The following is a 26466-nucleotide window of genomic DNA, read 5'->3' as shown; positions in this document are numbered from 1 at the left end:
AAGTGCAGCGCAAGGTGTTAGGAGGTTCTTTCCCTACTGGCAAGAACCTCCTAACACCTAACAATTTATATAAAGTGGCTCACTTTTTAAGTGATCGCTCTGGCTCAATTTCCTATTGACAAAAACACCCGTGAGAATCTTTATACAGCCTTCTTTGGTTTCAAGTAAGTAAACCCTTTTGTAAGACCCTAGTAATTGTAATAATACATTTCGGAAATCTTCAAAGTCCTCTTCATCTGGGATTCCTTGATTGCAAATGAGATGATATACATCATGCAACTCTACTTTTAATTGATTTCTTTTATGCTTCCTTTTGATTTTACGGACATAGGTCGGTTTGCTATACGCATACATTTTCTGACTGGGTATGAACCTCTTTACACATTCAGATCCAATTTTTGCTTCTTCTTTCGTCTTGACGTTATAAACCACGTAATTACTTTCATATATTGCTGCACCACACAACTCACAGTTCCAACTAAAATTCACCTCATAACTTTTAATTCTCCCTATACATATCCACTCAGCCATTGCTTGATTAAATTCGTCAGCTTTACTTTTATCTAGAAGTCTTTCTATAAATATTCTTCTTAGTTGGCACATAACTAACACTCCTTCAGAAATTTTTGTAAAAAAATAAAGTGCTAATCCCTAGGGAATAGCACTTTATACAATGATTATTATCCAAAAAGGTCACTCATAGCGACCTATCTTAAATATTTTTTAACTCCTATATATAAACTATATATAAGCACCTCTGAAATCACACATTCCTATTAAATTTAACAATATTTCCTTTTTTACTCTCAAAAATTTCATTTATTTTATTATAGGGCAAATCAGAATCAGAAATTTGTATGATCTTAAGGAATTAAATATACAGTTCAAGTAGCCATAATTTCGCAATTGAAGGTATTTATGACTGCTTCCTATAATAACAGGGGGTAAATAAGTGGTAAAGTCCCTAATTATGAAGTAAAGTATCTATTCGCTATCCTAAACTTTTTTATAAACTTCAAACAACCATTAAAATCTGGATCGCTACGTTACCCATACGAAGACGTTATTTCAAATTTAACTGTTACGTATCGACTTATTCGACTGGTATTAACTGTATGCATAAATCATTTTATAATTTTAAAAAATATTGTTACAATTAAGTTAAAAACGGAAAAGGTGCTTTTATGAAATGGCAAATACCACCACATGGAGAAATGTACAAGCTTGTTGCAACAAGGAAACATAAAGGCGATATTAGTTTAATCGTGCTCTACAATGGGCAACGAAGGGAATACAGTTGGAAAAATGTCCCCAATCTAAAGGATAAAGGATTAAAGGATTACCTATTATCCATGAATGAAGGGATAACGAAGGGTATTTATGATGTTGCTCTTTTGGATGAAGAATTGGGCCCCCTATTCTAATGGGGGATGTTTGTATAATTGGGGCTATACCCCTCCCTCTTCTTTTTCATCTTATTAATAAGTTATAATTTTTATAGAATTATCTATCCACGATTTACTCTTTTTCAAGATCGTGTTATTTAGTTCGCAACGCTACATACTTATTCATATTGCTTCATACCCCGCTCAGTCGCTAATTCTCTCATTTTTTTCAATTTCAAGTGCTTTAAATTCTTTGAGTTTAAAGGCGATTTTTCGGAAAAATATTATTAACCATTTCTTCGATTTTCAATTTCTTCTCAGAATTTATACAAGATTGGTTGTATGCATTAATTTCTTCTTTTAACTTCTCTACGGCATCTTCTTCGTTCCGCCCAAACCCTTTGCATATACGGTATCCATAGCTTCTGGCAGTAAAAAAGTCATCTTCCTTCTCAATAATAACAGGCATAAAAATGGGCATTTCAATGATACTATCTGTCGTCGTTTCTTCTAGTGTATCTTTGAGTAGATCAAAAACATCCTCGGGCGAAATTGACGAATTCTGTTTTGTTCTTTCTGAAATTCTTTTCGCTACCTCTTGTAAAAAATCCAGTTCTTTTTGACTATCCTTCATTTCATTACCTCCATTTTTTACAATGCATAACCTAAGTATAGGCATGCAATATTTCAAAACAACCTTTACTTTATCAAAATTAGCATATAAATCCTCTACATCTTGTTCATTATACACTCTTCCAAACTTCTCTTCCCATAAAACTGATATATATATAGAAGAAAAAGACAAAGCGAAGGATCTCGCTTTGTCAAAACTAACGCATTATGAAACTATATTGATTATTGCACCCTCATCTCTGCATGATAATCGTCTATAATCGCCTGTATCTCCGGATCTGCCGGAACATTTGTAACATCGTAGAGGAAACCATCGGATTCTACCAACTTCATTTTACCGTCAACGACTTCATAAACTAGGTCTAGGCGACCCAAATAATGTTCTTGTTCTCCACCCGCTTGAGTAATTGGCACCATTAACTCTCCATTGAATTCGTATTCTGGCGTTTCGATAACCTTATGTGTATCTGCTCCGATTACTGCTGAAACTCCAGGAACCTGAGCCAATTTGTGATCTTCTTCGTTTCCAGCATGCGAAAGAACAATGTTAATGTCCGACTTCTCACTCACCTTAGGAAGCAATGCATTCAACGCTTTGACCGGTTCGATAAATTCAAGGTCTACAACGTCATTCCAACCGCGAATTTCCGGCTTCATCGAGGTAAGGCCGATCATACCAACTTTAACGCCAGCAAAAGTGAAATTCTTCCAAGGCTTGACATTCTGAAGGTATTTTCCGGTATCCCTGTGAATGACATTCCCCGTAAGGAATTGGAAATTCACGTTGCGGTGGTAGTCCTTTAACTGTTCATAACGGCTGTCCGGTGTACCCTCTCCGGCAGGGTAAACGCGGAAGTCGTTATTTCCGAGAACCATGGCATCATAGTCCAACTCTTTCAAAAGAGACGTCTCCAACTCTCCTTGCCCCGCCTGGAACTCGCCACGCAGGAACACATCTCCGCCATCGACGAGAAGCACATTCTCCTCTTTATTACGTACATCCTCAATGATGGTGGCATACTTTGCAATCGAATTGTGGTGAACGGTTCCATCATCCAGTGTGGTGATGATGACCATGAAAGTCATTCGTCTGTAGAATGGTAAGTTCAAATGTCTCGCCTTCCTTGAGCTTTGCCGCATCAGCCGTAACAGGCATTGCAATAAAAGCGGCAGCCATCGCCAGTGAAAAGCACTGCTTCAACAAATTCTTTCTCATTTTCTATCTCCAATCAAATTTTGATAATATTAGAGACTCTATTAAATTATAAAGCAAGGGAGTAAATCTATGATTAACACTAGGTTAAGATCATGTAAAATGGAGTATCTATTTCCATAAGCGCATAAAGCATAAATTAAATGGTATGAGCCCAATTAAAAACTGAACTCATACCATGTTAACTGCTTATATAATTTAGAAGCGTGGTCACCATTAATGCAAGGCCAACTACTAGATCCCCCTACTCTAGTTGACTTGGCTAATAAATACAAAAAAACAGTGCCTCTATCATATTAAGATGGGGTTTGCAAAATGGTGTTGTCACCATTCCTAAATCAACTAAAGAACAACGGATCCTGGATAATTCAAATGTTTTCGATTTTGAGCTTTTGGATGAGGACATAGAACGTATTGACAGCTTGAACCAAAATTTAGGGGTGGGACCAGATCCTGATAATATTGACTTTTAATTAATTGCCTATCCAATGAATCTAAAAAGATGCACTCTATAATCATCTTTTTTAGGTTTATGGAACTCTAAGCTCATCTATTTATGATAAGGTCCCCCGCAAAATATCTAAGTAATCGCTACATTATTCTCTTTAAAGATTGTACTTAGCTGTCAACACTTATTCATTTATTACTCTTAACTCTTGTTCTAATTCTTTAAAAAAATAAGAATCATATTCCTCAAATACATTAGAAAATCTGTTACCTACAACTATATTAAGATTAGAAACTACTCGTGGGTATAAATGATAATTAGGAGAAATCCAATACCCAAACTGCGCTAATTCATCAGAATGCAATGATTCTATAGCTAAATAATTTTGTGTTCTATAATCTAAGTACTCAAAAAAAGTATTTATTCCATTGATTCTAGTGGAAATCCACAAGATTTTTTGCAATGCAAAAATATTAACTACCCATGTATCTTTATACTTTTCCTCTAAATATCTATTAGATAACTCTGCTAAATCTAAATATTCGTCTAGCACAACTACTATTTTATAAATTTTTTTATTTTTTGTTTTACTAATCTTTAATACTTCTTTTCTCTCCTTTTTATTGTTAGAGTTATAATAAATAACATTATTATTATTTAATAAATAATCTTTTCCTCTTTGACATTGCTTGCATGCTTTCACAATAACATCTTTAAAGTGCTTTTCTATTGTTGATGTTGCATCTTTTCCTATAAAAATACTTTTAAAATTTTGAGACTTACATTCTATGAATAAAATTATATCTTCAAATGTTATAATTAAATCTTGTTCATTTCCCTTATTGTCATATAAGGTATGATATATATCTTCAAAAAAATTTCCAATAATATCTTTTGAATATGTCTCTAAAACATCACCTTTTTTGTCATTAGATTTTTCATTTTCTAGAATTCCTCTTAAAATATTTTCGAATAAATGATGTGTTCGCGGTACATATAAACCATCAGAAAACTTTATTCCTAGTTTTCCTTTAAAGACGGTTCTTAAATTAACTTTAATAAACATTTTTTCATTAATTTCATTACTATCTATAAATAAGTTATCAAAATTCTTGTGTTTTCTAAATTCTTCTTTCAAAATTTTATTTTTAATATACAGATTATTGGTCGATGCTAATAGGATCAGCAAATTATAAAAATTTCTATTTACAGATAAACCGTATATATCTTCAGATAATTCATCAAAATACTGGAACAACTTAAAATATTCATATGCATGAATAGAAGGATAATCATATTTGTAATTAAAATATCTTCTAAAATCATTTCTTTCAAGTCCATTATTAATTACTTTCTTTGACTCTAAATGATATATTTTCTCTATTATAATTATAAATATTTCTTTTTCCGCAGCTAAATCAAATTTACACTTACCAAAAGTCATAATATTAGTCTTATACAAAATAAACATAGAACTTAACTCTACGGATAACCTTAAAGAAAAATTAAATTCTTCTGAATCTTTTTGTCTATCTTGTATAACTTGATTAAAAATTTGGGCTCTTTCTATCCTATTTAATTTTCTATAATGTATCTTAGCAAATCTAATTACTTCAGCTATATCGGTATAGCTGTTTATTTCTTCCATAATTTTTTTATAATCAGCCATATACAATCTATCATCCTTTTTATTTCATTATGTATCTCGATCTATCTGTATTTATTTGATTTTATCATACCAAAAACACCTAAAACGTTTTTAAATAAGGTTTTAGGTAGTTTTTTGATAAACCTGATTTACTTATAACAAGGGTCAACGTATGATAAATGAGAGATACTAATATATTTGACTATCACAAACATCCCATAAATGAAATACAGTCATCCTGTTAAGCTGTCGCTCCTACCTCTTCTCTATCATCCTGATACAACAAGCTAAAAACAATCCCAACAACTAAACATACAAAAAACGTTCCAGCCCTAGCCGATACAATCGCCTCCAGTGGAGATAACGTCCAAATAATCGCACTGAAAAATCCTGTTATAATCGTTGCGATTACACCAATTCCAGATGTTTTTTTCCAAAAGAATGTTAATAGTACGACGACAGAGAATGTATTTCCTATTCCTGCCCAAGCGAAGCCGACGACTCCACCGACGAATGATTCCGATAACAATGAAATAATGATTCCAAGGATCCCACTGACAATCCCTGTAATCCTTGTTATTCTTAAAATGTTACGTTCTCCTGCTTTGATTCCCATTGTCTTGTGAATAATATCTTCACTAACAGATGTCATTACAACTAATAGTTGAGAGGAAGCCGTTGACATAATTGCTGATAAAATAGCCGCAATGATGATTCCTGCTATCCAAGGTGGTAATAACTCAGAAACCATGTAAGGTAAAACCATTTCCGCATCTGTTATCGTATCCGATTTATAAAGAACAGATCCAAAAATCCCCACCAAAAAGGCACCGATATACACAACAATCGTCCATAATATTGCAACCCATCTCGCAGTTTTAAGTTCTTTCTCATTCTTAATTGCCATAAAACGCGTACTCAATTGTGGTTGACCACCGAGAAAACCAAAGAACCAAGAAAAGTTCGTTAATAACATTGCTCCAAGGACCAGACCAGAAAGACCACCAAACCATTGATCTCCTCCATTACCCATGGAAGCTAGTGACGCGCTTATGGATAAATCGCTTTGCTGTATTTCTATGAAAGCTGCGATTGGCACAATAATAAATGCAAGCACCATTAGCGCACTTTGAACTGCATCTGTCCACACAACAGACAAAAATCCACCCATGCATGAATATGCAATAACAATGGCAGCGACGACGATTGTCCCTATGGTAATATCGATTCCAGAAATCGAATATAATGTTTTTCCTGTTCCGGAAAACTGACCAGCGATATAAAATAGAGAAAATGCCCCCATAATAATTGCAGACAACAGGCGAATGATTGTACCATGCTTTGGATATTTTACTGCAAAATAATCTGGCAGTGTGAATACATTATATTTTTTTCTCTCTTGAAAAAATTTCTTAGCTAAGAAAACCCATGAAAATATAATTCCGACAAACATTCCAGAAAGTAGCCAAATACCAGATAAACCAGCTAGATAAATAAAACCAACCGCACCTAGGAACATATAAGCAGATTCTGCCGTCGCCCTTTCAGAGAAGGCTAACACCCATCCAGGTATCTTTTCTCCACCTAGAAAGTAATCCGATGATTTCATTTCTTTTCGACTAAAATAAACACCAATTCCTAATACAATAAGTAGATAAATAGCTATTTCTATGTAGATAATAATACTTTCTGGTGTTAAACTCATGATTTCTTCCCTCTAATTCCTAGTAAACTAATAGATTTACATTTATAATAGACTTAGTATAATATAATTACTAATATTGTCAAACTATTAACATAAAGGAAGTGTATTGTTTTGGGCGAAACAAAGATTCATATACCACCATTGTCGATGGACACCATTACTGCCAAACTTTTTACACATTTAGAGAAGTCTGTTATTACTGCGTTTGGAGAAGATGGAAAAGTTTTGCTTCAGCAAGGTGTTGAAAAGTTTGGATATAAAGATGCAGAGGAAATTGCCCTGCAAGCTACCAAGGATGGAGAAATTCATCGATTATATAGCTACATCCCAAGGAATCACCAAGCAGAGAAGAAATATGGAGATCTAACCATCTATGCTTTGATGGCTAAACTGTTTGCTCAAATTTCGAAAGCTGTTGTTGATCAATTCGGCGACAAAGGAAAAGATGCAATTCGTGAAGGTGTCCGTACTTTTGGCGAGGAGCGCGGTCTTGGAATAGCGCAGCGCGCACGAGTAAATGGAGAAAAGAATACGAGAGAAAACTACTTAACGAACTACGATATGGGTAGAAGTGAACTATTCACTTATACAACCGAATATAAAGAAGGAGAAATCGAGCAAAACTTTACAGTATGTCCGTTTGGTCAGCAATGGGCAGATGATGAGATGCATGAATATGGAATTTTATATTGCGAAATGATTGATCCCGCTGTAGCCAGAGGTTACAATCCCGAATTTAAAGTTGAACATGATAAATATGTATTAAAAGATGGACATTGTCATTTCCGCTTTAAATTGGAAGACAATAAATACAATGATTAATCAAAAGGAGGCCGTTCTAAATAACATGACGGCCTCTCTCATTTTAAGTTAGTCTTTGATTTTTATTCATTATCTCTTATTCTAAACTAACAATCATCTCATCATAAACAAACGGAAGCTTTCGCAATATCTGTTGCAGATCCTCATTTTCATACAAGTCATCAAAAACATCCAATAGGTCTATCAAAACGATGAAGACTGACCCCAAATCCAAACCCGCTTACTCTAAAATAAGCTGATTAATTTGCTCAATTACTCCAGGCAGCTCGCCCATTGACTTGATTGTATAATCTGCACCATTTTGTTTAAAAGTTTGTTCTGTTTTAGCGATAATTTCTTCTTGCTCCACTTCAGACAGCGCATCGAATTCAGCTTCGCTTAGACCCATTTCAGAGCTGCCAATAATAACACCTACAGCCCAAACACCCGCACTGTTCGCCTCTGCAAAGTCTGGGATGGTATCCCCTACTTTTACGACGTTGCGAGCTGCTGATAATTTCAATGCTTCCATGTTGCGGTAAATCATATAAGGGTACGGTCTGCCTAATGAGTCTGTTCCATCAGGTGTGATATAAAAATCTGGACTATAGCCTTTTTTCGCTGCTTCTGGAACAACAACATCCATCATCTTTTGCGTGTAGCCGGAAGTGGAACCAATTTTCAGCCCTTGGCTTTTTAAGCTTTCCACAGTCTCAAGAACCTCTGGCTTCGGATCGGTATACGTTGCTAATGTTTCCATTAGGGAAGATTCAAATGCCTGAAACAGATTCTCTACATCTTGTTCATTAAACGCTCTTCCATATTTCGTTTCCCATAAACCGGAGATTCTCGGCATCTCCAGCATCGCACGAATATGATCAATCTTAAGCAGTCCCATCGGTTCTCTTGCTTCTTCTATTGTCACGTCTATCCCTGCGTTTTTAAAAATATTAACAAATGCATTTACCGGTGCAAAACATCCAAAATCAACTGTTGTTCCTGCCCAATCAAATATTACGCCTTCAACCTTTTTCATTTTACCACCACTCCCATATATTCTTCGATTACACTGCATAATGTTTCGATATCTTCCTCATGGATTTCTCCAATGTTCCCAATTCGAAATGTATTGACTTCTGTCAGCTTTCCTGGATAAAGCACAAATCCTCTCTCTTTCACATAGAAATAAAAGTCCTCAAACTGAAAGCTGTCATGCGGGAAAAGAAACGTTGTAATGATTGGTGATTGCTTTTCCTCCGTTATATACGTCTGGAATCCAACCTTCGCTAATTTCTCCCGTAGTAGTTGATTATTATGCTGATAACGTTGAAATCTTGCTGGAATCCCTCCTTCTTCTATTAATTCATCAATTGCTTTAGAAAATGCTGCTACAACATGGGTTGGCGATGTGTAGCGCCATTTTCCGTCCTTGTCCATTTCCTTCCATTGGTCATATAAATCTAATGATAAACTGCGGGCATTCCCTTCACACGCTTGAAGCTTATCCAGCTTCGCAATGACAAAGCCAAACCCAGGAACACCCTGAATACATTTATTGGCACTGCTAATTAAATAATCAATACCGAGAGCACGGACATCCATTTCCACTCCAGCAAAACTGCTCATCGCATCGATAATAAGTGTTTTCTCATATGCTTTAGCAAGATCAGAGACCATCTCAATTGGATTTAGTATTCCTGTTGTTGTTTCACAATGAACCATGACAATATGTGTAATCTGCTGGTCCTCTTCTAAAATACATCTTAGTTCAGCTTCATCTGGATATGCATTGTATGCAACACTATATTGCTGGTATTGCAGACCAATAGAATCAGCTATTTTGACAATACGCTCTCCATAAGCACCATTCGTTATGATTAATGCTTTATCCTGCTTTTTCAATGAAGTTGTCATCACCGATTCAACTGTGAAAGTACCACTTCCTTGCATTAATACCGTTGTATATTCATCAGCGGTCACCCCTGCGAGTTCAAGAAGCTGCGTTCTTATTTTTTGGGTAATATTCTTATAATCTTGATCCCATGTACAGCGATCAAAGAGCATTTCCTCTTTCACTGTAGCTGTTGTTGTTAATGGACCTGGCGTTAAAAGCTTGTAAGAATTCATGTTTTCTATATCCTCCTTCATCTATCATTTAATCAGAAGTTGCTGGAAAGAAACGTTTTTTCAAACGAGTTGAAACTACCTCTAATAGAATGGCAACAACTAGAATGGCGTAGGTAATAAAGCCGACCTCCCGCATATCAAAGTAGAAGCTGGAAGCCATAAATAAATCAAATCCAATTCCGCCTGCACCAGCAGCCGCTCCCATTGCCACTGCTACACCAAAGTTGATTTCAAACCGTAAGAAAACCCACGATAATAAATAGGTAAAGGTAGACGGTAATACACCACTTTTTACGACATGCCACCAGTTCCCGCCAGTTGATCGCACTGCTTCCAAGATTCCCTTATCGACTTCTTCAAATGCTTCCGAAAATGCTTTAACTAAATATGCAATCGAATGAAATAACATACCAAGAACCGCCGCCTCACTTCCCAACCCAGCGGCAATCGCAAAGATCAACACCCATAATACGGTTGGAACAGCCCGAATAAATGCAACAAATACGCGAACAATTCTTGCTAAGCCTAAAGGGGCTAAATTGGTTGCAGCCATTAAAGAAAGGAAAAAGGCAATAATGGCGCCAATAACCGTAGCTAAGAATGCTAGACTAAGCGTTACCCCAACTTGATAAATGGCTTCTCCTAAACTGAAATGACTTAATGCCGGCTCCAGAAACATCACTTTCAAGTTATACGCTGTTTCTGTAATCGCTGATCCTAATTCCAGTCCTGCATAGTTAAAGAATAGAAAGGCAACAAATGTCAAGAGGGTTAGAACACCCAATGTGCTCCTTAAGACTCGATCACCTTTATTACCCGATTTTATATGAATACGGCCGTCTTTCTTTCGCTTTATATAGGTTGCTTCCATTATAGAATCACCTTCCGCACATAATTTGACATAAGGTCGACAACAATAACGGTTATGACAATACATAATGTCACAAGCGCTACGACATTATAATTTAACATCTTATAATACATATCAAAGGTATATCCAATTCCTGTTCCTGTTAAGATTCCTACCAATGTAGCATTTCGAATGTTGGTTTCCACCATAAACAACACCCAGCTGATCATCTGTGGCAAACATTGTGGAATAACAGCCTTACCCACGATTTGGAAATAAGTAGAACCTGTTGCAGTCAATGCTTCAACAGAACTTTGGCTCGCTTCATCAATCGATTCAATAAATGCCCTTGTTAAAAACCCTACCGTTCCAACAAATAGAGCGAGAAAGCCTGTTACGGAATTTTGTCCAAAAGAAATAAGCAAAACCAACGCCCACGCAACAACTGGGATATTTCTTGATACGGAAGCAATAAAACGGGCAAATACACTTAGAAAATTATTTACTTTTGTCACTTTTGAACCGAATACCCCTAAGAAAAGAGAAACAACAGCTGCTATCGTTGTTGCCGCTATCGACATAAAGGTAGTTTCAGCTAGTTTTTCCAAGATGGTTGGCAATTTATCGAGCGTTTCCTGCGTCACCATTAGATTCGAAAACATCCAGCCGATAGCTTTAGGGATTGTCGCTAACCCATCTACAAAGTTAAATGATGTAATAGCTGCTGATAAATAGGTTAGAACGATGATGATGAGAAGAAAGATTACTGTCTGCCATCTGTTTTTTCGCATCTTTTTTTCATTCACAGTCATCTCTCCTTACGCTGTTATTAAATCTTCCGTTTTGGATCCGTAAATTTTGTTAATTTGCTCTTCATAAAGTTCATGACTTGTTCCAGTAAATACAATTTCACCTTTATTTAAACCGATAATACGGTCTGAATAATGTTGCGCCACATCCACTTGATGTAAATTCACCAAACATGTAATGCCCATTTCCGTACTGATTGATTTTAAAAGATCCATGATAACCTTAGATGAATTCGGATCCAGTGAAGCAATCGGTTCATCACATAAGATAAGTTTTGGTTCTTGAATAAGCGCTCTGCATATCCCTACACGTTGCTGTTGACCACCACTTAATTGGTCACATCGCTTATATGCGTGTTCATGAATTCCTAGTTTCTCCAACAGGTAAAAGGCACGTTCTTTTTCTGCTTCTGTATATCTTCCTAACAGTCCCTGCAGTGTTGTTTTATAACCAAATCGGCCATGCAGTACATTCTCAATCACGGTCAAACGAGGCACAAGATTATAGTGCTGAAACACCATCCCAATATTCGCTCGCAAATTTCGTAATTCTTTTTTATTTAAATTTCCAACATCATGATTGTTAAACATAATCTTTCCTTCATTAAATTCAACCATTCGATTAATGCAACGCAGCAAGGTAGATTTACCAGCACCAGAGGGACCAATGACAGAAACTAGTTCTCCTGCGTTTATTTCAAAATGAATATTCTTTAATATTTGTTTGTCGGCTGTATATGATTTCTCTAATCCTTCTACTTTTAACAATGACATGTGTATTGACTCCTTTTTAGAGCATATTGAGTAAGATTACGCATCGTAAGTACACGCTTCCTGGTTTCATTTCCCTCTACTATTATTTCGAAATTTCGCGAATTGGATCATACCATTCATCTTCCACTGGCAATAGTCTTTCTTTGTCACTTTTAGAGAATAAAGCGCTCTGTTCTGAATCTTCAGGGGCAAAGATTTTTTCATTATTTGCTACTTTATCTGAAGTTAATAATTCTTGAATTTTATCAAAATCCGCTTGTCCGATGACATCCATATTCACAACAAATGGTTCATTTAATACTGGGTCAGAGCTCATTAATGTAAATTCTTTGCCTGTAACTGCATTGAAAGGTTCCGCTGCATTTTCTTTCACGCGATAAACAGCACCAACCGTATTTTCTTCTCCTTCAGCAAGCTCCACATATTCTTCCACGCAAGTATCACAGAATGCTGCAACATCTGCATTTCCCGATAACAAATTGACTGCAGAACCTTGGTGAGAGTTGCCAAATAATACTTGGGAGAACAATGGCCCGCTCCCCATTAAATCCTCTTCCGTTAAATCTGCATATGCTTCTTGTTGCGAGAAATGTTCAATAATACTGGATGATGGAACTTTAAACCCTGATGTTGAACTATTGGATACAAATGAAAATCTTGTATCTGCAATCGTATCAAGGGAGAATTCCCCGTTTTCTTTAAACTTGTCTTGCTCGTCCACATTCACCGCTAACCAGCTATAGTATTTAGCATCGTCCAATGTTCCCGATTCACCCGATTTTACGGCTAGCGTTTGAACCGCATCATTTCCGTTATTCGCTTCTACATATCCTTGTGAACCCATGAATGCAAGGTCCGCATTGTTGTTGACTAACGTTTCAATCGCAATCGAGTAGTCCGTTGTTAATTGATGCTCTACCTCTTTACCTGTAGCCTCTGAAATAAGTCTTCCAATTTCATCACGAGATGATTTCAAATCATTACCAGACTCGTTCGGATACCAAACAATTTTAATCACATCATCTGCTGTTGCACTACCACTATTACCGTCACCACATGCCGTTAACAAAACAGCGAACACGGCGATCATTATCAATAAAAGTTTTGTTTTCATATATTTCACTCCTTATCCTTAATAAATAGATCGTAGAATTTGTTTGACATCTTCCTGAGTTAAAGCAACGGGATTATTATCCATTCTTCCTTTTGTAAAGGCTTTTGCAGCAACTTTCTCGATTATTTCTTCATTCGCATTGTAATCTCTGAGCTTGCTTGAGGAACCTGCCAGCTGAAGGAAATGCTCGATAAGACCTTGAACTTCACTGCAGCTGCTTACCCCAAATGCTTGTAACAACTTATCGTTCTCCATAATCGAGTCAAAATTGATTTTCATTACGTTAGCCAATGTAATACTTGCTGCTATCCCATGGACCATTCCTAGTTCCATTGTCAGAGGATAGGATATCGAGTGACAGGCAGTCGTCCGGGTGTTACTAAATGCCAATCCTGCGTACAAGCTACCCAAAGCTATTTCATTTCTATAGGTAAATTCATCGGGCTGATTTAATACCTTTTCAAAGTTGTTAACAATACGTTTGATCGCTTCTAATGAATAGATTCTTGAAATTTCATTGGAGCTTTTTGACCAATAAGCTTCCGTCGCATGGCATAATGCATCTAAAGCAGTTGATGCCGTTAATCCTTTTGGTAACGATCCAGTAAGCGTCGGATCAATGATGGCTGCATATGCATATAAGCGTTCACTATCAACCGACATTTTTACTCCGTTAGCGCAATCCCAAATCGTTGCCCAGCAAGTAACCTCAGAACCAGTACCTGATGTTGTAGGAATGCCAATCCAAGGTACGATGTTTTGATTTTCTGCATATTGCTTTTGTTCGATCATGGTACGTAATGCAGAGACAGACTCGATTTTCAAATCCTTTAATGCAGCTAATGATTTCGAGAGATCCAGAACACTGCCTCCTCCAATTCCTACGATGCATTGATAATCAACGTTTGCAATTTGCTTATAGTAATGAAACAAGTCTTCCACATCCGGATTGGATATGTTCACTTCTATCTGTTTTACTTCATAATTCTCAAGGTATTTATAGAGATTACGTCCAGCAGCAGATTCTGAAAAGTCGCCTCCCCGATGTAAAAGGACAATCTTGCTGATTTGAGGTTCGATTGTATGGAGTACCTCTTCCATGACATCCATGGTATCTATTTTAATGTTGACAGGATTGTAATAGTTTCCCATTATGCTATTTCCTCTCTTTGTCGTATTTTCTTTTGCGGTACAGTGCAAGATTAATCGGTATTTTGCTGTTTTTCAAGTGGTTTTACAGTTTATTTACATAACATTTACGCTTTTTACATAAAATGCGCGCAATATTTACTTTACAAAATGCTATTTTTTGCTTTATTTTGCTTTTTTATAATATGTGTTATGATTTATATACATGGAATATAAAGGATGATGGGAGAGCTGGATGATGTTACAGGAGCAAAGACATCAAATGATTGAATCCTTTTTAAAGCAGCAAAAAGCTGTAAAAGCTTCAGAGCTTGCTACTTTATTAGATATCTCTATTGATACTGTACGGAGGGATTTAGAGGTTCTTGAGAAAAAAGGAGTCGTAAAACGAGTACATGGCGGGGCTGTATTAACTCAAAAAAGTGATAATGCATTAAACAGACTTTTTAATGAGAGAGAAGTCAAAAATCGAGAAAAAAAACAAGAAGCTGCCACAGTAGCGATTGAATTAATTGAAGAAGGGCAGGCAATTGCCCTGAACGGCGGGACAACGACGATCGAAATTGCGAAAGTACTTGTTAACAAGTTTAAGCGATTAACGATTATTACAAATGATCTTCGGATTCTATCGATTCTTGGAGAAAATAAAAACTTCAATGTTATCCTCACCGGCGGCTTTTTTAATCCAGAGGAATACACGTTATATGGAAAACAATGCGAAGAAATTCTATCTAATTTTAATATTGATATTGCTTTTCTTACGGTAAACGGATTATCACTTGAACATGGTTTAACCGATTTTAGAATGCATGAAGTAGGCGTTATTCAATCCCTTATCTCACGTTCAAAACATAAAGTAGTCGTTGCTGATTCATCCAAGTTTGAGACATCTTCTTACATCAATGTATGTCCACTAAAGGATATTGATCTAATTGTTACGGATAGCTCACTTCCATCTGACATCGCGGAGGAATATAGTAAACAAGCTATTCGGATTCTTTCTCCAAACTAATCAAAAGCCAGCTGCAAGACCGGATTGCAAGTCACCAAGCATCAACCCAATTCCCGCCGGAAATGCTGCGCTGACCCCAGCGAGAATCGCTTTGTTCCACGGCAAGGGGGTTCTTTTAATTTCAAATGCTTGGATTAATGTTTTTATGAATGTTGAATCCATGAAAGCTGTATGTTTGTTTCTTTTTCCCATCCAAGCTACTCTCCTTTACGAATACCGTTAATCTATGTTAATTATTCCACATTCAAACAAAAAGTCTGATTCTAGTATAGGATAAATACCACGGAATTATAAAATGAAACTTTTCGGCGTTACTTCTAATTTTGAAAAATTAATGCTAACTTCTATCACCCTACTAAAACTATGCTAGCTAACAAAACACAACATAAGTAAAAATATGTTGTGTTTACATGGTAACAATAGAATCAGAAGGGCAGCCCACCCGCTCCCCTAGTTTAAAGTAGCGTAATAGGCCTGCCCCCTGTATTTATTAGATGCAATTACAGTTTGCTTCCATTCGTTTCAATGACTTCTTTATACCAATCATAACTTTTCTTTTTGATACGGCGAAGATCATGGTTACCTTCTTCATGTTGATTTACATAGACAAATCCGTAGCGTTTTTGAAAACCGTTCAGCCAGCTTAGCAGGTCTGTAAACGACCATGTACAGTAGCCGAGTATGTCTGCTCCATCGCTAATAGCCTCTTGTATCGCTTTCAAATGAACGTGAAGATAATGAATACGGTAATCATCATTAACGACATCGCCTTCCTCGAGCTTATCATATTCTCCTAAGCCGTTTTCGCTGATTAAAATCGGTAATTGATATCGATTTGTGATGCGGCGCAGGGCGATTCGCAAACCCGTCGGATCAATGTTCCAATCCCAATTTGTTCTTTCGAGATGTTCATTTTTAACAGTTTTATAAAGACCTGGTACACCCGTATCTTGTGTCGTACCTTTCTTTCCGGATGTATTCATTTTCCCTTCAGACACACCGTCTAACGGGTTCTTCTCAAATGTAGTGGTTTGATAATAGTTCAGTCCCATAAAATCGGGTTGTCCTTCTTGTAATAATGCAGCGTCACCGCTTTCGACTGTTGGAGCCAAGCCTTTTCTTTCTAGATATTTCCAAGCTACCTGAGGATACGTCCCCCATGCATAGATGTCCAGCCACCAATGCGCATTTAACTCTTCCGCATTCTCCGCGGAAAGAATATCCTCCGGCTTAGAGGATGCTGCATAAGAAGGTGAATACGCAAAGCTTGGACCTATCTTTCCATCCGGTACATATTTACGGAACTCTTTGATTGCACTTGCATTTGCGAGATTTGCATGATGGTTGACTTGATAAAAAAGCTTTTCATCCTTTACTCCCGGTGGATGAAGGGCCGTTCTGTATCCAAAACTAGTGAAAATGTTTTGCTCATTCAAGCTCACCCAATATTTAACACGGTCGCCGAAATGCTTGAATAAAGTAACCGAATAATTGGTAAAATCTTGGACAATCTCACGGGATTCCCAACCACCGTATTCGTCTTGAAGCGCCTGTGGTAAATCCCAATGATAGATGGTTAGAATCGGTTCAATTTTGTTCTTAATTAGTTCATCGATTAAATCACTGTAAAATTGGATGCCTTTTTCATTTACTTCCCCTTTCCCCTCAGGAAAAATACGGGACCATGCAACAGAAAACCGATACGTTTGCAAGCCCATTTCGGCCATAAGACGAACATCTTCTTTATATCGATGGTAATGATCGACCGCGGTATCACCAGTCGTGCCTTTAAAGGTTTTACCCGGAATCCGGACAAATTGATCCCAGTTGGAAGGTCCCTTCCCATCCTCGTCCCATGCACCTTCTACTTGATAGGCAGCAGAAGCAGATCCCCACATGAATTTACTTGGAAAAGGTTCTAACTTTTTGTGTATCATCTTATTCCCTCCTATGTATCTATTTTGCTTGCCCCTATGTTAACGCTTACTTATCAACTTAAGGCTTCACACTGTTTGTTGGATTGAAGATCTTGATTTCTTTGTAAAAAATGATATAGTGCTCCAATTAAATTGGAGTCATTGCCAAATTGGCATATTTGTACTTGAATATCTAAACATGCATCACTCGGTTTCATAATCTTAAGCTTTTCATTAATTTGATCGATGAACCCTTCACGTTTACTAATTGCACCGCCAATTAGTATTTTTTCAGGGTCAATAATATACTGCAAGTTATAAATCCCTACTGCTAAACGTTTAATGAATTTTTCAATTTCATCCTGTACGTCTAGGTCGCCCCCATCAGCCATCTTAAACACCTTGAGTCCATCAAGCGTATTTGGGTCCATGTTTTTGCGCCTTGCAACATGCATAACCAAGCCTCGAGTTGCAGCAAGCGAGCTCCAGCTCTCCCCTATCGGCTGGTTCAGATAATCTTCAAGAATCATATAACCGAATTCACCGCCGAAAAGACTGTTACCATGACGAACCTTCTTATCTAATACTACTGCCCCACCGATCCCAGATCCGATAACAATACAAATATAGTCATTAATCCCTTTAGCAGCACCAATCCAGCCTTCTGCTAATCCTGCACAATTCGCATCATTTTCCAGTTCAACCGGAAGTTCTGTGCGTACTTGTATCAGTTCCTTTATATTTGGACCATGAATATAAGAAACAGCTGTTAATCCTTTAATATATCCTGATTCCACATCTACTGCTCCAGGCATACTTAAGGCGATACCACTTAGTACGTGACTTTTTTGAAATTCCTTCACCACTGAATCAATTGTATTTACAAAAGACTCAATGCCATCTTTCGGTGTTGGAATAGAAGATTTTTCTAAAAAATGGCCTGCCCCATCCATAAGGGAATATTTTATTGCGGAACCACCAACATCAAAAACTGCATAATAGTTCACCAAAAAACCTCCTAACATCCCATACAAATCATGTTGTTATTGTTTTTTAAAATAAGCATGAAGCAATGTGAATTTACCAGAAGGTTTTATTCGTTCCACATGACTCTCTAACAACGAGTTCTGAGTCCGTAAACACGGGCTTTAATTTCGATTTACCTTCAATTAAATCATTTAACATATAGGCCGATAATTTACCGATTTTCTCCTTATCCTGTTTAACTGTAGTGAGTTTAGGATTACTATAACGACAAGCAGCAATGTCGTCACATCCGACAACTCGGATATCAGTTGGCACATGTAATCCAGCTTCTTTAATAGCCCTTAGTGCACCTAATGCCATTAAGTCTGATGCAGCGAAAACAGCTTCTGGATAATCCTTCAATTCAAGCATCCGCTTCATGGAGATATAGCCGCTTTCTTCTTGATAGTCACCGTATTGAATCCACTCATCTCTTATATCAAGGTCAAACTGACTCATTGCATCTTTGAATCCTTTTAACCTGAAATTAGAAATGACCGAATCGCGCATCCCACCGATATATCCGATCTTCCGAAGGGAACTCAGATAAAAATATTCGACTACTTTTCTTGATAAATTCACATTATCCGTCATGACATAGCTTGCTCTAGGACCTTTCAACTGAATATCAATCCCAATACAAGGGAAACCACTTTCCGCGAGTTCAAAAGTAGCATCCTCCACTTCCTCACCAGCAATTACCAAACAGCCGTCTACGTTAAAATGCTTGCATCTGGCTAAATAACTTCCTTCATCTTGTAAAAAATGTTCATTGGAAAACATTAAGATATCGTAACCTAGTAATCCAATATTCTTCTTAAAGGTTGAAATTACTTCATTGAAATATGGATGCGTCATATCAACATTGATCTTACCAGCATAAATAAGACCGATGAGATTTGATTTTTTTGTTGCCAGTGAGCGAGCAGAAAAATTAGGTGCATACCCCATTTCGTTAATAACTGCCATGACTTTATTCTTTGTTTCCTCACTAATTCCCTTATAATTATTTATTACTTTTGAAACAGTCGCTTGTGAAACCCCTGTCATTTGTGCAATGTCTTTTATCGTTAATCCCATCGTATTATCTCCTCTAATCCCTGCTAAATGTCTTTCCTACTGTTAGATTACTAAGATTCATAGAGTGAAACAATAGCCAGACAGGAAAAACTCATGATTTTACAGATCCCTCCGTAATACTAGAAATAAATAAGCGGTTAAATAATAAGAAAATGATTAATAATGGAACGGTAGCCCAAAATACTCCAGATAAAATCATGCCGAAATCGATATTATTCGTATTGCTCAACTGTGCCAATGCAACTTGAATTGTATAGCTATCCGGATCTCTTAGAACCGTAAACTGCCATAGGAATTCTCCCCAAACCGCAGTAAAGACAATAATTCCAAGTGTCGCAAATGCTGGTAAGATGATAGGCAAGACAATTCTCCAATAGATTCGGAAGTTTGAACACCCATCTAATTTCGCAGCTTCTATTAATTCATCCGGAACCGCGCCTGAAATATATTGTCGCATCAAAAATATCCCTAAAGGATTTAAAAAGGATAAAATCATAACTCCCGCTAAAGTGTCTAGAAGTCCTGCTTTCGAAATTAAAAAGTATTGCGGAATTAATCCTAACTGTGGCGGGATAATCATGGTTACTAGAATTGCGACAAAAAGGATATTTTTCCCTGGGAATTTAAACTTCGCAAAAGCAAAGCCTGCTAATGAACTAATGAACAGAACGACAATCGTAACGACCACACACAGTACAAACGAATTCCACATCCCACCAAAGAAATCAATTTGATTTAATACCTTATTAAAATTTTCAACCAGCATATTTCCTGGTGTAAGTGTTGGTGGTATTGTATTATAGGCAGCACTTGGCCGTGTCGCCATTACAAACATCCAATAAAAAGGAAAAAGAGAAAGGATTGAAGCAATGCATAAAAACGAGTAAACGACTATGCTGCCAATGGATAATTTTTTTCGATGCTTTTGGATTTGATTACTCATTTCTGAACACCTCTCTTTTTCCTACCAAAGCCTTGAACTAATCGTAAATTAATCACAGCAAATAACGTAATGATGACCAACAGAATAATTGCTGTTGCGGAAGCTGTTCCAAACGACTGTAATCTAAAGGCATCCCGGTACAGGTACATGACAATCGTCATCGCTTCGTCCCTTGTAAAGGCATCAGCCCCTAAGAATACAGTTGGCTCAGAGAATAACTGCATCGCCCCAACTGTTGATGTAAATACGGTCAGGATGATAAATGGCTTCATCATCGGAATCGTAATATACCATAGCTGTTGAAACTTATTGGCACCATCGACTGTCGCTGCTTCATATAAATCATTAGGAATACTTTGGATTCCTGCTAAATATATAATCGTGTTGTACCCGACCCATCTCCAGAATACCATCAGCGAAATCGCAATTTTTGTCCCCCATTCAGATGCAGCCCAGGAAATTGGGTCAAGTCCAAATAAATGGGTTAAAACATAATTGGCAAGCGAAGATTCATGATTACTGAATAACACACTAAAAATCAGGGCTACGGCAACCATTGAGGTTAAATAAGGCATAAATATCGTAACCCGGAAGAAACTTTTAAACTTGAGAAAAGCCATATTCAGTAAGTAGGCTAAAATAAGACCGACAATTAATTGGGGAGCAGTGCCCATAACCCCCATAATAATGGTGTTGTATACGGACTTCCAAAACAATGGATCCGTTAACACGAGTTGGAAATTACCGAAGCCATTAAAGGTCATCGGGCTTAAGCCGTTCCATTTCTGGAAAGCTAAGTAAAAACTAAAAAGTGCGGGATATAAGCCTATAAGTGTAAAAATTATGAAGAAAGGCGCTATATATAAATATCCTGAAATCATGTCTTTTTTTTCTTCAGACCTAAATCTCTTCTTTTTAAATATAGGTTCTTTCTTACGAATAGAATTCATTTTCACGCCTCTTTTCCATTTCAAAGTAGTACGGTGCCCTTAGGCGCTCATATCTTATGTTATTCACCGTTCACAAGGTTACAAAAAACGCGTTAAGAAAGGTAGTCGGCTTACCTTTTTGGGGCTAAAAATCCAAATGTTAAGCCGACTATATAGATTACTTGCTTACAAGTTTTGCAGATTAGCGTTTCATTAGATCCTCAGCACGCTTCACAGCTGCATCCCACTCTTTTTCTGGGTCTGCACCTTTGTTTTGGACATTTTTCAGGGCATTCAATATCTCGTTATGGACTGGAAAGTATTTTTCACCTTTGTATCCAATACCAGTAATGTCTTGGGCAGCTTCAGCGAATACTGGAGCTGTTGCTTGACCACCGAAGAATTCATCTTCATTTGTCTTAAATGCTTCCTCCTCATAAACAGCTTGTGCAGAAGGGAATAATCCATGGCTTTGGAATGATTTTAATTGATTTTCGGATGATACGAGCCATTCAATAAAATCATAAGCCTCTTGTGCATATTCTGTTTCACTTGGAACCGCGATGTATGAACCACCCCAGTTAGCTGCAAACTCAGTTGGTAATGTAGCCACGTTCCACTTACCAACAGCTTCTGGAGCATTTCCTTCCATCCAGCCTTTTAACCAGCCTGCACCTAGTTCTGCTGCAAACTCGCCCTTATTAACGGCATTAGCCCACTCTGGACTCCACATTTCATATTTACCTACTAATCCGAGGTCATTTAGATGAACAGCATAGTCATATGCCTTTTTCACTTCGCTGTCTCCTCCAAGATTTAATTCATTTTCGGGAGTCAAATAAGCAGTTTCTGCAGCATCCAAATAAGCTCTAAATGCCATTTCGATACTATCTACAAAGGGCATTCCAGTTTCTTCTGTCACTTGTAAACCAACTTCTTCAAATGCTTCTGGTGAATCAATTAAAGCAGCAACCTCTTCCGGATCCGTTGGGAGTCCAGCTTGTTCAAACAAGTCTGTGCGGTAGTACAATGCTTTAGGGCCGATATCTGTTGGAAGCCCGAATAAGAAATCTCCATCCACATTTTCTCCACTTTGCCATTTCCATTCCAAATACTGATCCTTCACATCATTCGCACCTAGATTATATAAATTCTCGAAACGATCCTGAGCTACCTTAAAACGGTCAAATTGATCAATCTCAAGCATCGCGATATCCGGTGCGCCGCTTCCAGCCGATAAGGAAGTAAAGAGTGCATCATGATGGTCCGCTGTTTCAGACGACTTTACTTTAATTTTTATATTTGGATTTTCCTTCTCGTATTCTTTTGCCAACTCTTCATATCCAGTTGCACCAAAGGTCCAAAAATCCAACGTGATTTCTCCCTTTTCTCCACTAGCATCATTTGTGTCTCCGTCATCACTTCCACTGCAAGCTGCTAGAAGAAATGCAAGCAATGTCGCTAATCCAAGAACAGCAATTTTTCTAATTCCTTTCATGCGTACAACCCCCAATAATAATTATTTTGATTTTTTTCAAACGTACTCAGTTCATTCTAGAAATGAAAACCTCCTTAAAATAGATTTCAATTACGAAATCGGTTTCTTAAAACTTCAAAAAAATAATAAGTAAACGCTTACAAAAATCATTATAGTACCTAAAAATATATAAATCAATATATTTTTAGAAAATTTTTAACAAAATTACCAAGATTACAGATTTTAGTTAAGCTATTTTTAATAAAAGATAAGAATTCTGTGCTGTTAAACACAAATTATTTACCGCATTATAGAAACCGCTTTCGTAGGAAGGAAACTAAATTTGATTTTTATTGCCCACAGACATACATGTCATTCAAGCATACTTCTATAACTCTCCGTGCGCTTCTTACTTAACCAAAAAAGCAAATAAAAGAGCTAGGAATCTGAATCGATACCTAGCTCATCTAACTTTAAGCCCACCACATATCAACAGGCCTATCTCGAATCAATACATCTTTCAAATTCCCTACAGCAGCTTGAAATCCCTCGTCCACAGACATCAGCGGATCCTCATGTTCAATACTCACCACATAATCATAACCATATGTCCTTAAAGCACTGATAATATTGGACCATTCCTGCGCGCTGTGTCCATAGCCGACACTGCGGAATGTCCAAGCGCGTGTCTGCACATTGGAATACGGCTGCATGTCAGTCAGACCGTACATGTTTACATTATCCCAATCAATATAGGTGTCTTTTGCATGGAAATGATGAATCGCATTTTCTTTTCCAAGGATCTTGATTGCTGCAACTGGATCAATCCCCTGCCACCATAAATGGCTCGGGTCCAGGTTTGCCCCAATGGCATCATTTGTCGCTTCTCTTAGTTTAAGCATCGTGTATGGCGTATGCACAAGAAAGCCTGCGTGCAGCTCCAGTCCCACTTTTACACCATGATCCTTCGCAAACTGCCCTTGCTTTTTCCAATATGGAATTAATTTTTTCTCCCATTGCCATTCCAGAATATCCGAATATGCTGTTGGCCAAGGTGTTACTGGCCAGTTTGGATAGGTGGAATCCTCATTGGAACCCGGCGTTCCGGAAAATGTATTCACAACTGGAACATCCATCAACTCTGCCAAACGAACCGTTTTGATAAAAATGTCATGTGAGTCCTGTGCATGCTTTTTGTCTGGTGACACAGGGTTATCATGGCAGCTGAATGCACTGATTGTTAACCCACGAGAATGAATCTTATCCAAGTATTCCTTGCGCTTATCTTCACTGTTTAAAAGTACATCAATATCACAATGTGCATTACCTGGGTTCCCGCCAGTGCCAATTTCCACTGCATCTACACCAGCTTGCTTTACATAATCCAGCATTTCTTCTAATGGTTTATCCTGAAATAATACGGTGAATACGCCAAGCTTCATATTCTCTCCGCCCCTCCGCAAGATTGTTTATTTAATTTCACGCCCACGGCAGTCGACGGATAGCCCCCCGATACCGCCTTCTAACATGTCTCATCTAAAATTAACACTTGATCTCGTCTCACTGCTTCTATAAATCGCTTCAATAATTTTGGAAACCTTCATCGCTTCTTCAGGTTTCACAACTAATTCCGCTTCACCAAGACAGCTTTCAACAAAGTTTTTAGCCTGGGCAAGTCCTGCAGCAGTTTCATCATGCTTCGCTTCGGCAGTGCTTTCCATCATCTTGCCAAGCTTCGGCTGGTATAGTTCAAATGGGTACACATTCAAACCACCGTCCGATCCAGATAGGCTGAGATGAATTTTATCTTCTTTTATATTCGCAGCCCATGAGCATTCGAATTGAAGAGAAATGCCATTTTCAAACGTAATATAGGCCGAAACATGATCATCCACTTCAAATGTTTGATGATCAAAAATTCCCCAGTCGTTAATCTGGTTCGGGGATTTGCTTAATCGGTTATATGTTGTTCCCATCAATTCCACAGGTTCCTGTTCACCAAGCAGCCAGATCGCTAAATCAAGCATGTGACAGCCAAAATCGATTAAGCTTCCACCGCCCTGGAGGTCTTTGTTTGTAAAAACTCCCCAGCCGGGAACCTTTCGTCTTCTTAATGCCTGAACTCTCACTACAAGTGGATCGCCTATTTCATTATTCAACACTGCTCTTTTGGCTAGCTGGCCAGCCTCTGTATAACGGTAGTGATAGCCAATTAAAAGGAGTTTCCCTGATTTTTTAGAGGCTTCGACCATCCTTTCACATTCCGCAGTCGTAATTGCCATCGGCTTTTCACATAGCACATGCACGCCTGCTTCCAGTGCCGCTACCGAAATATCAGAGTGGAATTTATTTGGTGTACAAATCGCTACTGCATCTACTTCTTTGAATAAATCATAGTAATTCTCGAACACATATGGAATGTCATATTTTTCGGCCACCTCACTGGCACGCTGCTGGTTCATATCATGGACTGCTGTCAGTTCAACCTTATCCTGTAATTCTAGGAAGGCAGGGATGTGCCTGCCTTGGGCAATCCCCCCAGCACCGATGATTCCCATTCGTAATTTTTTCATCGTATCACTCCTTCAAATTGCTGATTTTTCGAATTGCACTTGATTATTTTTTTACCGCTTTTCTTTGCTGCTTTACTCATACTCTCTGCTTCTTCTTTTGCTGTTGCCATCTGCTGTCACCCCTATTTCGATAATTTCTCAAGTGGCTGTCTGTTGCCATATACATGCTTTGGTGTATTGGTATTTGCAGCCCATTTCACGCCATTTTGGATTACTTTCTGGATTTCCTTGTTATGGTAGGTTGGATAGGTTTCATGTCCCGGACGGAAATAAAAGATCTTGCCACGACCACGTTTAAAGGTTGCCCCGCTTCGGAACACCTCTCCACCCTCAAACCAGCTGATGAAAATCAATTCATCAGGGGTTGGGATATCAAAATGTTCCCCATACATTTCTTCTTTTTCAAGCTCGATGTATTCCCCAAGTCCCTCTGTGATTGGATGTGTCGGATCCACAACCCAGAGCCGTTCTTTCTCACCCGCCTCGCGCCATTTCAAATCACAACCAGTGCCCATCAGCTTTTTGAACACCTTGGAAAAATGCGCCGAGTGGAGTACAACGAGACCCATACCATCCAGCACACGTTGCTTCACTCTCTCTGCAACTTCCTCGCTTACTTCTTCATGGGCCTTATGCCCCCACCATACGAGCACATCTGTTTCGGCCAGCACTTCTTCTGTCAAGCCATGCTCCGGCTCATCGAGTACAGCTGTTTTTGTTTCATGACCAGCTTCTTTTATAAAAGCTGCAATTGTTTCGTGGATGCCATGCGGATAAACCGCTGCAACTGCTGTGTCTTCCTGCTCATGTCGAAATTCATTCCATACGGTTACTTTCATTTTGTTCACTCCAAT

27 protein-coding genes and 1 pseudogene are annotated in these 26466 nt (G+C 37.9%); 4 read left to right on the top strand and 24 right to left on the bottom strand.

Features of this window, described 5'->3' with window-relative positions; translation table 11 throughout:
- Nucleotides 1-57: 57 nt before the first annotated feature.
- A complete protein-coding gene (locus D1B32_RS11380) occupies nucleotides 58-603 on the bottom strand; it encodes a hypothetical protein (protein ID WP_118889388.1) in 546 nt (181 codons plus the stop codon).
- Nucleotides 604-1184: 581 nt separating this feature from the next.
- On the opposite strand from D1B32_RS11380, the gene D1B32_RS11375 reads away from it, so the two are divergent.
- Entirely contained in the window at nucleotides 1185-1424 is a 240-nt protein-coding gene (locus D1B32_RS11375) for a hypothetical protein (RefSeq protein ID WP_118889387.1), read from the top strand.
- A 220-nt stretch (nucleotides 1425-1644) separates the two neighbouring features.
- Here D1B32_RS11375 and D1B32_RS11370 read toward each other — a convergent pair whose 3' ends face one another.
- The 3 genes from D1B32_RS11370 to D1B32_RS24250 all read right to left on the bottom strand — a co-directional run bounded on the left by D1B32_RS11370 (nucleotide 1645) and on the right by D1B32_RS24250 (nucleotide 3234).
- Nucleotides 1645-2019 (bottom strand): hypothetical protein, encoded by a 375-nt coding sequence (locus D1B32_RS11370; protein WP_147379898.1) that lies wholly within the window; start codon nucleotides 2017-2019, stop codon nucleotides 1645-1647.
- Between the two features lie 221 nt (nucleotides 2020-2240).
- Nucleotides 2241-3095 (bottom strand): metallophosphoesterase, encoded by an 855-nt coding sequence (locus tag D1B32_RS11365; protein WP_240033776.1) that lies wholly within the window; start codon nucleotides 3093-3095, stop codon nucleotides 2241-2243.
- Nucleotides 3070-3234 carry a hypothetical protein gene (locus D1B32_RS24250; protein WP_240033775.1) on the bottom strand — a complete coding sequence of 55 codons (165 nt, stop codon included), beginning with the start codon at nucleotides 3232-3234 and terminating at the stop codon, nucleotides 3070-3072. The genes D1B32_RS11365 and D1B32_RS24250 overlap by 26 nt, the downstream gene beginning before the upstream one ends.
- A 195-nt stretch (nucleotides 3235-3429) precedes the next feature.
- Here D1B32_RS24250 and D1B32_RS11360 point away from each other — a divergent pair.
- A pseudogene (locus D1B32_RS11360) lies at nucleotides 3430-3704 on the top strand (aldo/keto reductase); the annotation flags it as partial.
- 159 nt (nucleotides 3705-3863) lie between these two features.
- On the opposite strand, the gene D1B32_RS11355 reads toward D1B32_RS11360, so the two are convergent.
- Nucleotides 3864-5348 (bottom strand): hypothetical protein, encoded by a 1485-nt coding sequence (locus D1B32_RS11355; protein ID WP_118889385.1) that lies wholly within the window; start codon nucleotides 5346-5348, stop codon nucleotides 3864-3866.
- 220 nt (nucleotides 5349-5568) lie between these two features.
- Nucleotides 5569-7032 (bottom strand): sodium/proline symporter, encoded by a 1464-nt coding sequence (locus tag D1B32_RS11350; protein WP_118889384.1) that lies wholly within the window; start codon nucleotides 7030-7032, stop codon nucleotides 5569-5571.
- A gap of 111 nt (nucleotides 7033-7143) precedes the next feature.
- On the opposite strand from D1B32_RS11350, the gene D1B32_RS11345 reads away from it, so the two are divergent.
- Complete coding sequence (locus D1B32_RS11345) at nucleotides 7144-7854, top strand: L-2-amino-thiazoline-4-carboxylic acid hydrolase (RefSeq protein ID WP_240033774.1); 711 nt, start codon at nucleotides 7144-7146, stop codon at nucleotides 7852-7854.
- Between the two features lie 76 nt (nucleotides 7855-7930).
- On the opposite strand, the gene D1B32_RS24140 is transcribed toward D1B32_RS11345, so the two are convergent.
- From D1B32_RS24140 to D1B32_RS11310, 8 genes are all read right to left on the bottom strand, one after another.
- Nucleotides 7931-8068: a hypothetical protein gene (locus D1B32_RS24140; protein WP_205126981.1), complete on the bottom strand. Its 138-nt coding sequence runs from the start codon at nucleotides 8066-8068 to the stop codon at nucleotides 7931-7933.
- A gap of 6 nt (nucleotides 8069-8074) precedes the next feature.
- Nucleotides 8075-8869, bottom strand: coding sequence for a phosphonoacetaldehyde hydrolase (gene phnX / locus D1B32_RS11340; RefSeq protein ID WP_118889383.1), 795 nt, complete (start codon nucleotides 8867-8869; stop codon nucleotides 8075-8077).
- Nucleotides 8866-9960 carry a 2-aminoethylphosphonate--pyruvate transaminase gene (locus tag D1B32_RS11335; protein ID WP_118889382.1) on the bottom strand — a complete coding sequence of 365 codons (1095 nt, stop codon included), beginning with the start codon at nucleotides 9958-9960 and terminating at the stop codon, nucleotides 8866-8868. The genes phnX and D1B32_RS11335 overlap by 4 nt, the downstream gene beginning before the upstream one ends.
- A 28-nt stretch (nucleotides 9961-9988) precedes the next feature.
- Nucleotides 9989-10831 carry an ABC transporter permease subunit gene (locus D1B32_RS11330; protein WP_118889381.1) on the bottom strand — a complete coding sequence of 281 codons (843 nt, stop codon included), beginning with the start codon at nucleotides 10829-10831 and terminating at the stop codon, nucleotides 9989-9991.
- The gene (gene phnE / locus D1B32_RS11325) at nucleotides 10831-11616 is read right to left on the bottom strand and encodes a phosphonate ABC transporter, permease protein PhnE (RefSeq protein WP_118889380.1); all 786 of its coding nucleotides are present in this window, start codon (nucleotides 11614-11616) and stop codon (nucleotides 10831-10833) included. The genes D1B32_RS11330 and phnE overlap by 1 nt, the downstream gene beginning before the upstream one ends.
- A 12-nt stretch (nucleotides 11617-11628) precedes the next feature.
- Entirely contained in the window at nucleotides 11629-12393 is a 765-nt protein-coding gene (gene phnC / locus D1B32_RS11320; protein ID WP_118889379.1) for a phosphonate ABC transporter ATP-binding protein, read from the bottom strand.
- A gap of 82 nt (nucleotides 12394-12475) precedes the next feature.
- Nucleotides 12476-13507, bottom strand: coding sequence for a PhnD/SsuA/transferrin family substrate-binding protein (locus tag D1B32_RS11315; protein ID WP_118889378.1), 1032 nt, complete (start codon nucleotides 13505-13507; stop codon nucleotides 12476-12478).
- An 18-nt stretch (nucleotides 13508-13525) separates the two neighbouring features.
- Complete coding sequence (locus D1B32_RS11310; RefSeq protein ID WP_118889377.1) at nucleotides 13526-14659, bottom strand: phosphonoacetaldehyde reductase; 1134 nt, start codon at nucleotides 14657-14659, stop codon at nucleotides 13526-13528.
- Nucleotides 14660-14894: 235 nt separating this feature from the next.
- Here D1B32_RS11310 and D1B32_RS11305 point away from each other — a divergent pair, with 235 nt between their 5' ends.
- Nucleotides 14895-15668: a DeoR/GlpR family DNA-binding transcription regulator gene (locus D1B32_RS11305; RefSeq protein ID WP_158586242.1), complete on the top strand. Its 774-nt coding sequence runs from the start codon at nucleotides 14895-14897 to the stop codon at nucleotides 15666-15668.
- Here the strand turns inward: D1B32_RS11305 and D1B32_RS11300 are convergent, their stop codons facing one another.
- The 10 genes from D1B32_RS11300 to D1B32_RS11255 all read right to left on the bottom strand — a co-directional run bounded on the left by D1B32_RS11300 (nucleotide 15669) and on the right by D1B32_RS11255 (nucleotide 26451).
- The gene (locus tag D1B32_RS11300) at nucleotides 15669-15860 is read right to left on the bottom strand and encodes a hypothetical protein (protein WP_118889375.1); all 192 of its coding nucleotides are present in this window, start codon (nucleotides 15858-15860) and stop codon (nucleotides 15669-15671) included.
- Between the two features lie 308 nt (nucleotides 15861-16168).
- Nucleotides 16169-17605: a glycoside hydrolase family 1 protein gene (locus D1B32_RS11295; protein WP_118889374.1), complete on the bottom strand. Its 1437-nt coding sequence runs from the start codon at nucleotides 17603-17605 to the stop codon at nucleotides 16169-16171.
- A gap of 53 nt (nucleotides 17606-17658) precedes the next feature.
- Complete coding sequence (locus D1B32_RS11290) at nucleotides 17659-18591, bottom strand: ROK family protein (protein WP_118889373.1); 933 nt, start codon at nucleotides 18589-18591, stop codon at nucleotides 17659-17661.
- A 73-nt stretch (nucleotides 18592-18664) separates the two neighbouring features.
- Nucleotides 18665-19690, bottom strand: a complete 1026-nt coding sequence (locus D1B32_RS11285) for a LacI family DNA-binding transcriptional regulator (RefSeq protein WP_118889372.1) — start codon at nucleotides 19688-19690, stop codon at nucleotides 18665-18667.
- A 91-nt stretch (nucleotides 19691-19781) separates the two neighbouring features.
- On the bottom strand, nucleotides 19782-20633 hold the full coding sequence (locus D1B32_RS11280; RefSeq protein WP_095310187.1) for a carbohydrate ABC transporter permease: 852 nt from the start codon (nucleotides 20631-20633) through the stop codon (nucleotides 19782-19784).
- Nucleotides 20630-21583, bottom strand: coding sequence for a carbohydrate ABC transporter permease (locus D1B32_RS11275; protein WP_095310185.1), 954 nt, complete (start codon nucleotides 21581-21583; stop codon nucleotides 20630-20632). The genes D1B32_RS11280 and D1B32_RS11275 overlap by 4 nt, the downstream gene beginning before the upstream one ends.
- A 181-nt stretch (nucleotides 21584-21764) precedes the next feature.
- Nucleotides 21765-23060 (bottom strand): ABC transporter substrate-binding protein, encoded by a 1296-nt coding sequence (locus D1B32_RS11270; protein ID WP_095310183.1) that lies wholly within the window; start codon nucleotides 23058-23060, stop codon nucleotides 21765-21767.
- A 452-nt stretch (nucleotides 23061-23512) separates the two neighbouring features.
- The gene (locus D1B32_RS11265; protein ID WP_118889371.1) at nucleotides 23513-24481 is read right to left on the bottom strand and encodes a sugar phosphate isomerase/epimerase family protein; all 969 of its coding nucleotides are present in this window, start codon (nucleotides 24479-24481) and stop codon (nucleotides 23513-23515) included.
- 90 nt (nucleotides 24482-24571) lie between these two features.
- A complete protein-coding gene (locus tag D1B32_RS11260) occupies nucleotides 24572-25612 on the bottom strand; it encodes a Gfo/Idh/MocA family protein (protein ID WP_118889370.1) in 1041 nt (346 codons plus the stop codon).
- A 122-nt stretch (nucleotides 25613-25734) separates the two neighbouring features.
- A complete protein-coding gene (locus tag D1B32_RS11255) occupies nucleotides 25735-26451 on the bottom strand; it encodes a ThuA domain-containing protein (RefSeq protein WP_118889369.1) in 717 nt (238 codons plus the stop codon).
- Nucleotides 26452-26466: the final 15 nt, after the last annotated feature.

The sequence above is a fragment of the Oceanobacillus profundus genome (assembly GCF_003515705.1).
Classification (GTDB): domain Bacteria; phylum Bacillota; class Bacilli; order Bacillales; family Amphibacillaceae; genus Oceanobacillus; species Oceanobacillus profundus.
Note: the sequence above shows the minus strand (reverse complement) of the source record. Positions and strands in the feature narration are given on the sequence as shown.

Bases quoted from the DNA above. Each gene is read 5' to 3' on its own strand.
- D1B32_RS11380 (WP_118889388.1), bottom strand. From the start codon at position 603: ATGTGCCAACTAAGAAGAATATTTATAGAAAGACTTCTAGATAAAAGT.
- D1B32_RS11375 (WP_118889387.1), top strand. From the start codon at position 1,185: ATGAAATGGCAAATACCACCACATGGAGAAATGTACAAGCTTGTTGCA.
- D1B32_RS11370 (WP_147379898.1), bottom strand. From the start codon at position 2,019: ATGAAGGATAGTCAAAAAGAACTGGATTTTTTACAAGAGGTAGCGAAA.
- D1B32_RS11365 (WP_240033776.1), bottom strand. From the start codon at position 3,095: ATGGTCATCATCACCACACTGGATGATGGAACCGTTCACCACAATTCG.
- D1B32_RS24250 (WP_240033775.1), bottom strand. From the start codon at position 3,234: ATGAGAAAGAATTTGTTGAAGCAGTGCTTTTCACTGGCGATGGCTGCC.
- D1B32_RS11355 (WP_118889385.1), bottom strand. From the start codon at position 5,348: ATGGCTGATTATAAAAAAATTATGGAAGAAATAAACAGCTATACCGAT.
- D1B32_RS11350 (WP_118889384.1), bottom strand. From the start codon at position 7,032: ATGAGTTTAACACCAGAAAGTATTATTATCTACATAGAAATAGCTATT.
- phnX (WP_118889383.1), bottom strand. From the start codon at position 8,869: ATGAAAAAGGTTGAAGGCGTAATATTTGATTGGGCAGGAACAACAGTT.
- D1B32_RS11335 (WP_118889382.1), bottom strand. From the start codon at position 9,960: ATGAATTCTTACAAGCTTTTAACGCCAGGTCCATTAACAACAACAGCT.
- D1B32_RS11330 (WP_118889381.1), bottom strand. From the start codon at position 10,831: ATGGAAGCAACCTATATAAAGCGAAAGAAAGACGGCCGTATTCATATA.
- phnC (WP_118889379.1), bottom strand. From the start codon at position 12,393: ATGTCATTGTTAAAAGTAGAAGGATTAGAGAAATCATATACAGCCGAC.
- D1B32_RS11315 (WP_118889378.1), bottom strand. From the start codon at position 13,507: ATGAAAACAAAACTTTTATTGATAATGATCGCCGTGTTCGCTGTTTTG.
- D1B32_RS11310 (WP_118889377.1), bottom strand. From the start codon at position 14,659: ATGGGAAACTATTACAATCCTGTCAACATTAAAATAGATACCATGGAT.
- D1B32_RS11305 (WP_158586242.1), top strand. From the start codon at position 14,895: ATGTTACAGGAGCAAAGACATCAAATGATTGAATCCTTTTTAAAGCAG.
- D1B32_RS11300 (WP_118889375.1), bottom strand. From the start codon at position 15,860: ATGGGAAAAAGAAACAAACATACAGCTTTCATGGATTCAACATTCATA.
- D1B32_RS11295 (WP_118889374.1), bottom strand. From the start codon at position 17,605: ATGATACACAAAAAGTTAGAACCTTTTCCAAGTAAATTCATGTGGGGA.
- D1B32_RS11285 (WP_118889372.1), bottom strand. From the start codon at position 19,690: ATGGGATTAACGATAAAAGACATTGCACAAATGACAGGGGTTTCACAA.
- D1B32_RS11280 (WP_095310187.1), bottom strand. From the start codon at position 20,633: ATGAGTAATCAAATCCAAAAGCATCGAAAAAAATTATCCATTGGCAGC.
- D1B32_RS11275 (WP_095310185.1), bottom strand. From the start codon at position 21,583: ATGAATTCTATTCGTAAGAAAGAACCTATATTTAAAAAGAAGAGATTT.
- D1B32_RS11270 (WP_095310183.1), bottom strand. From the start codon at position 23,060: ATGAAAGGAATTAGAAAAATTGCTGTTCTTGGATTAGCGACATTGCTT.
- D1B32_RS11265 (WP_118889371.1), bottom strand. From the start codon at position 24,481: ATGAAGCTTGGCGTATTCACCGTATTATTTCAGGATAAACCATTAGAA.
- D1B32_RS11260 (WP_118889370.1), bottom strand. From the start codon at position 25,612: ATGAAAAAATTACGAATGGGAATCATCGGTGCTGGGGGGATTGCCCAA.
- D1B32_RS11255 (WP_118889369.1), bottom strand. From the start codon at position 26,451: ATGAAAGTAACCGTATGGAATGAATTTCGACATGAGCAGGAAGACACA.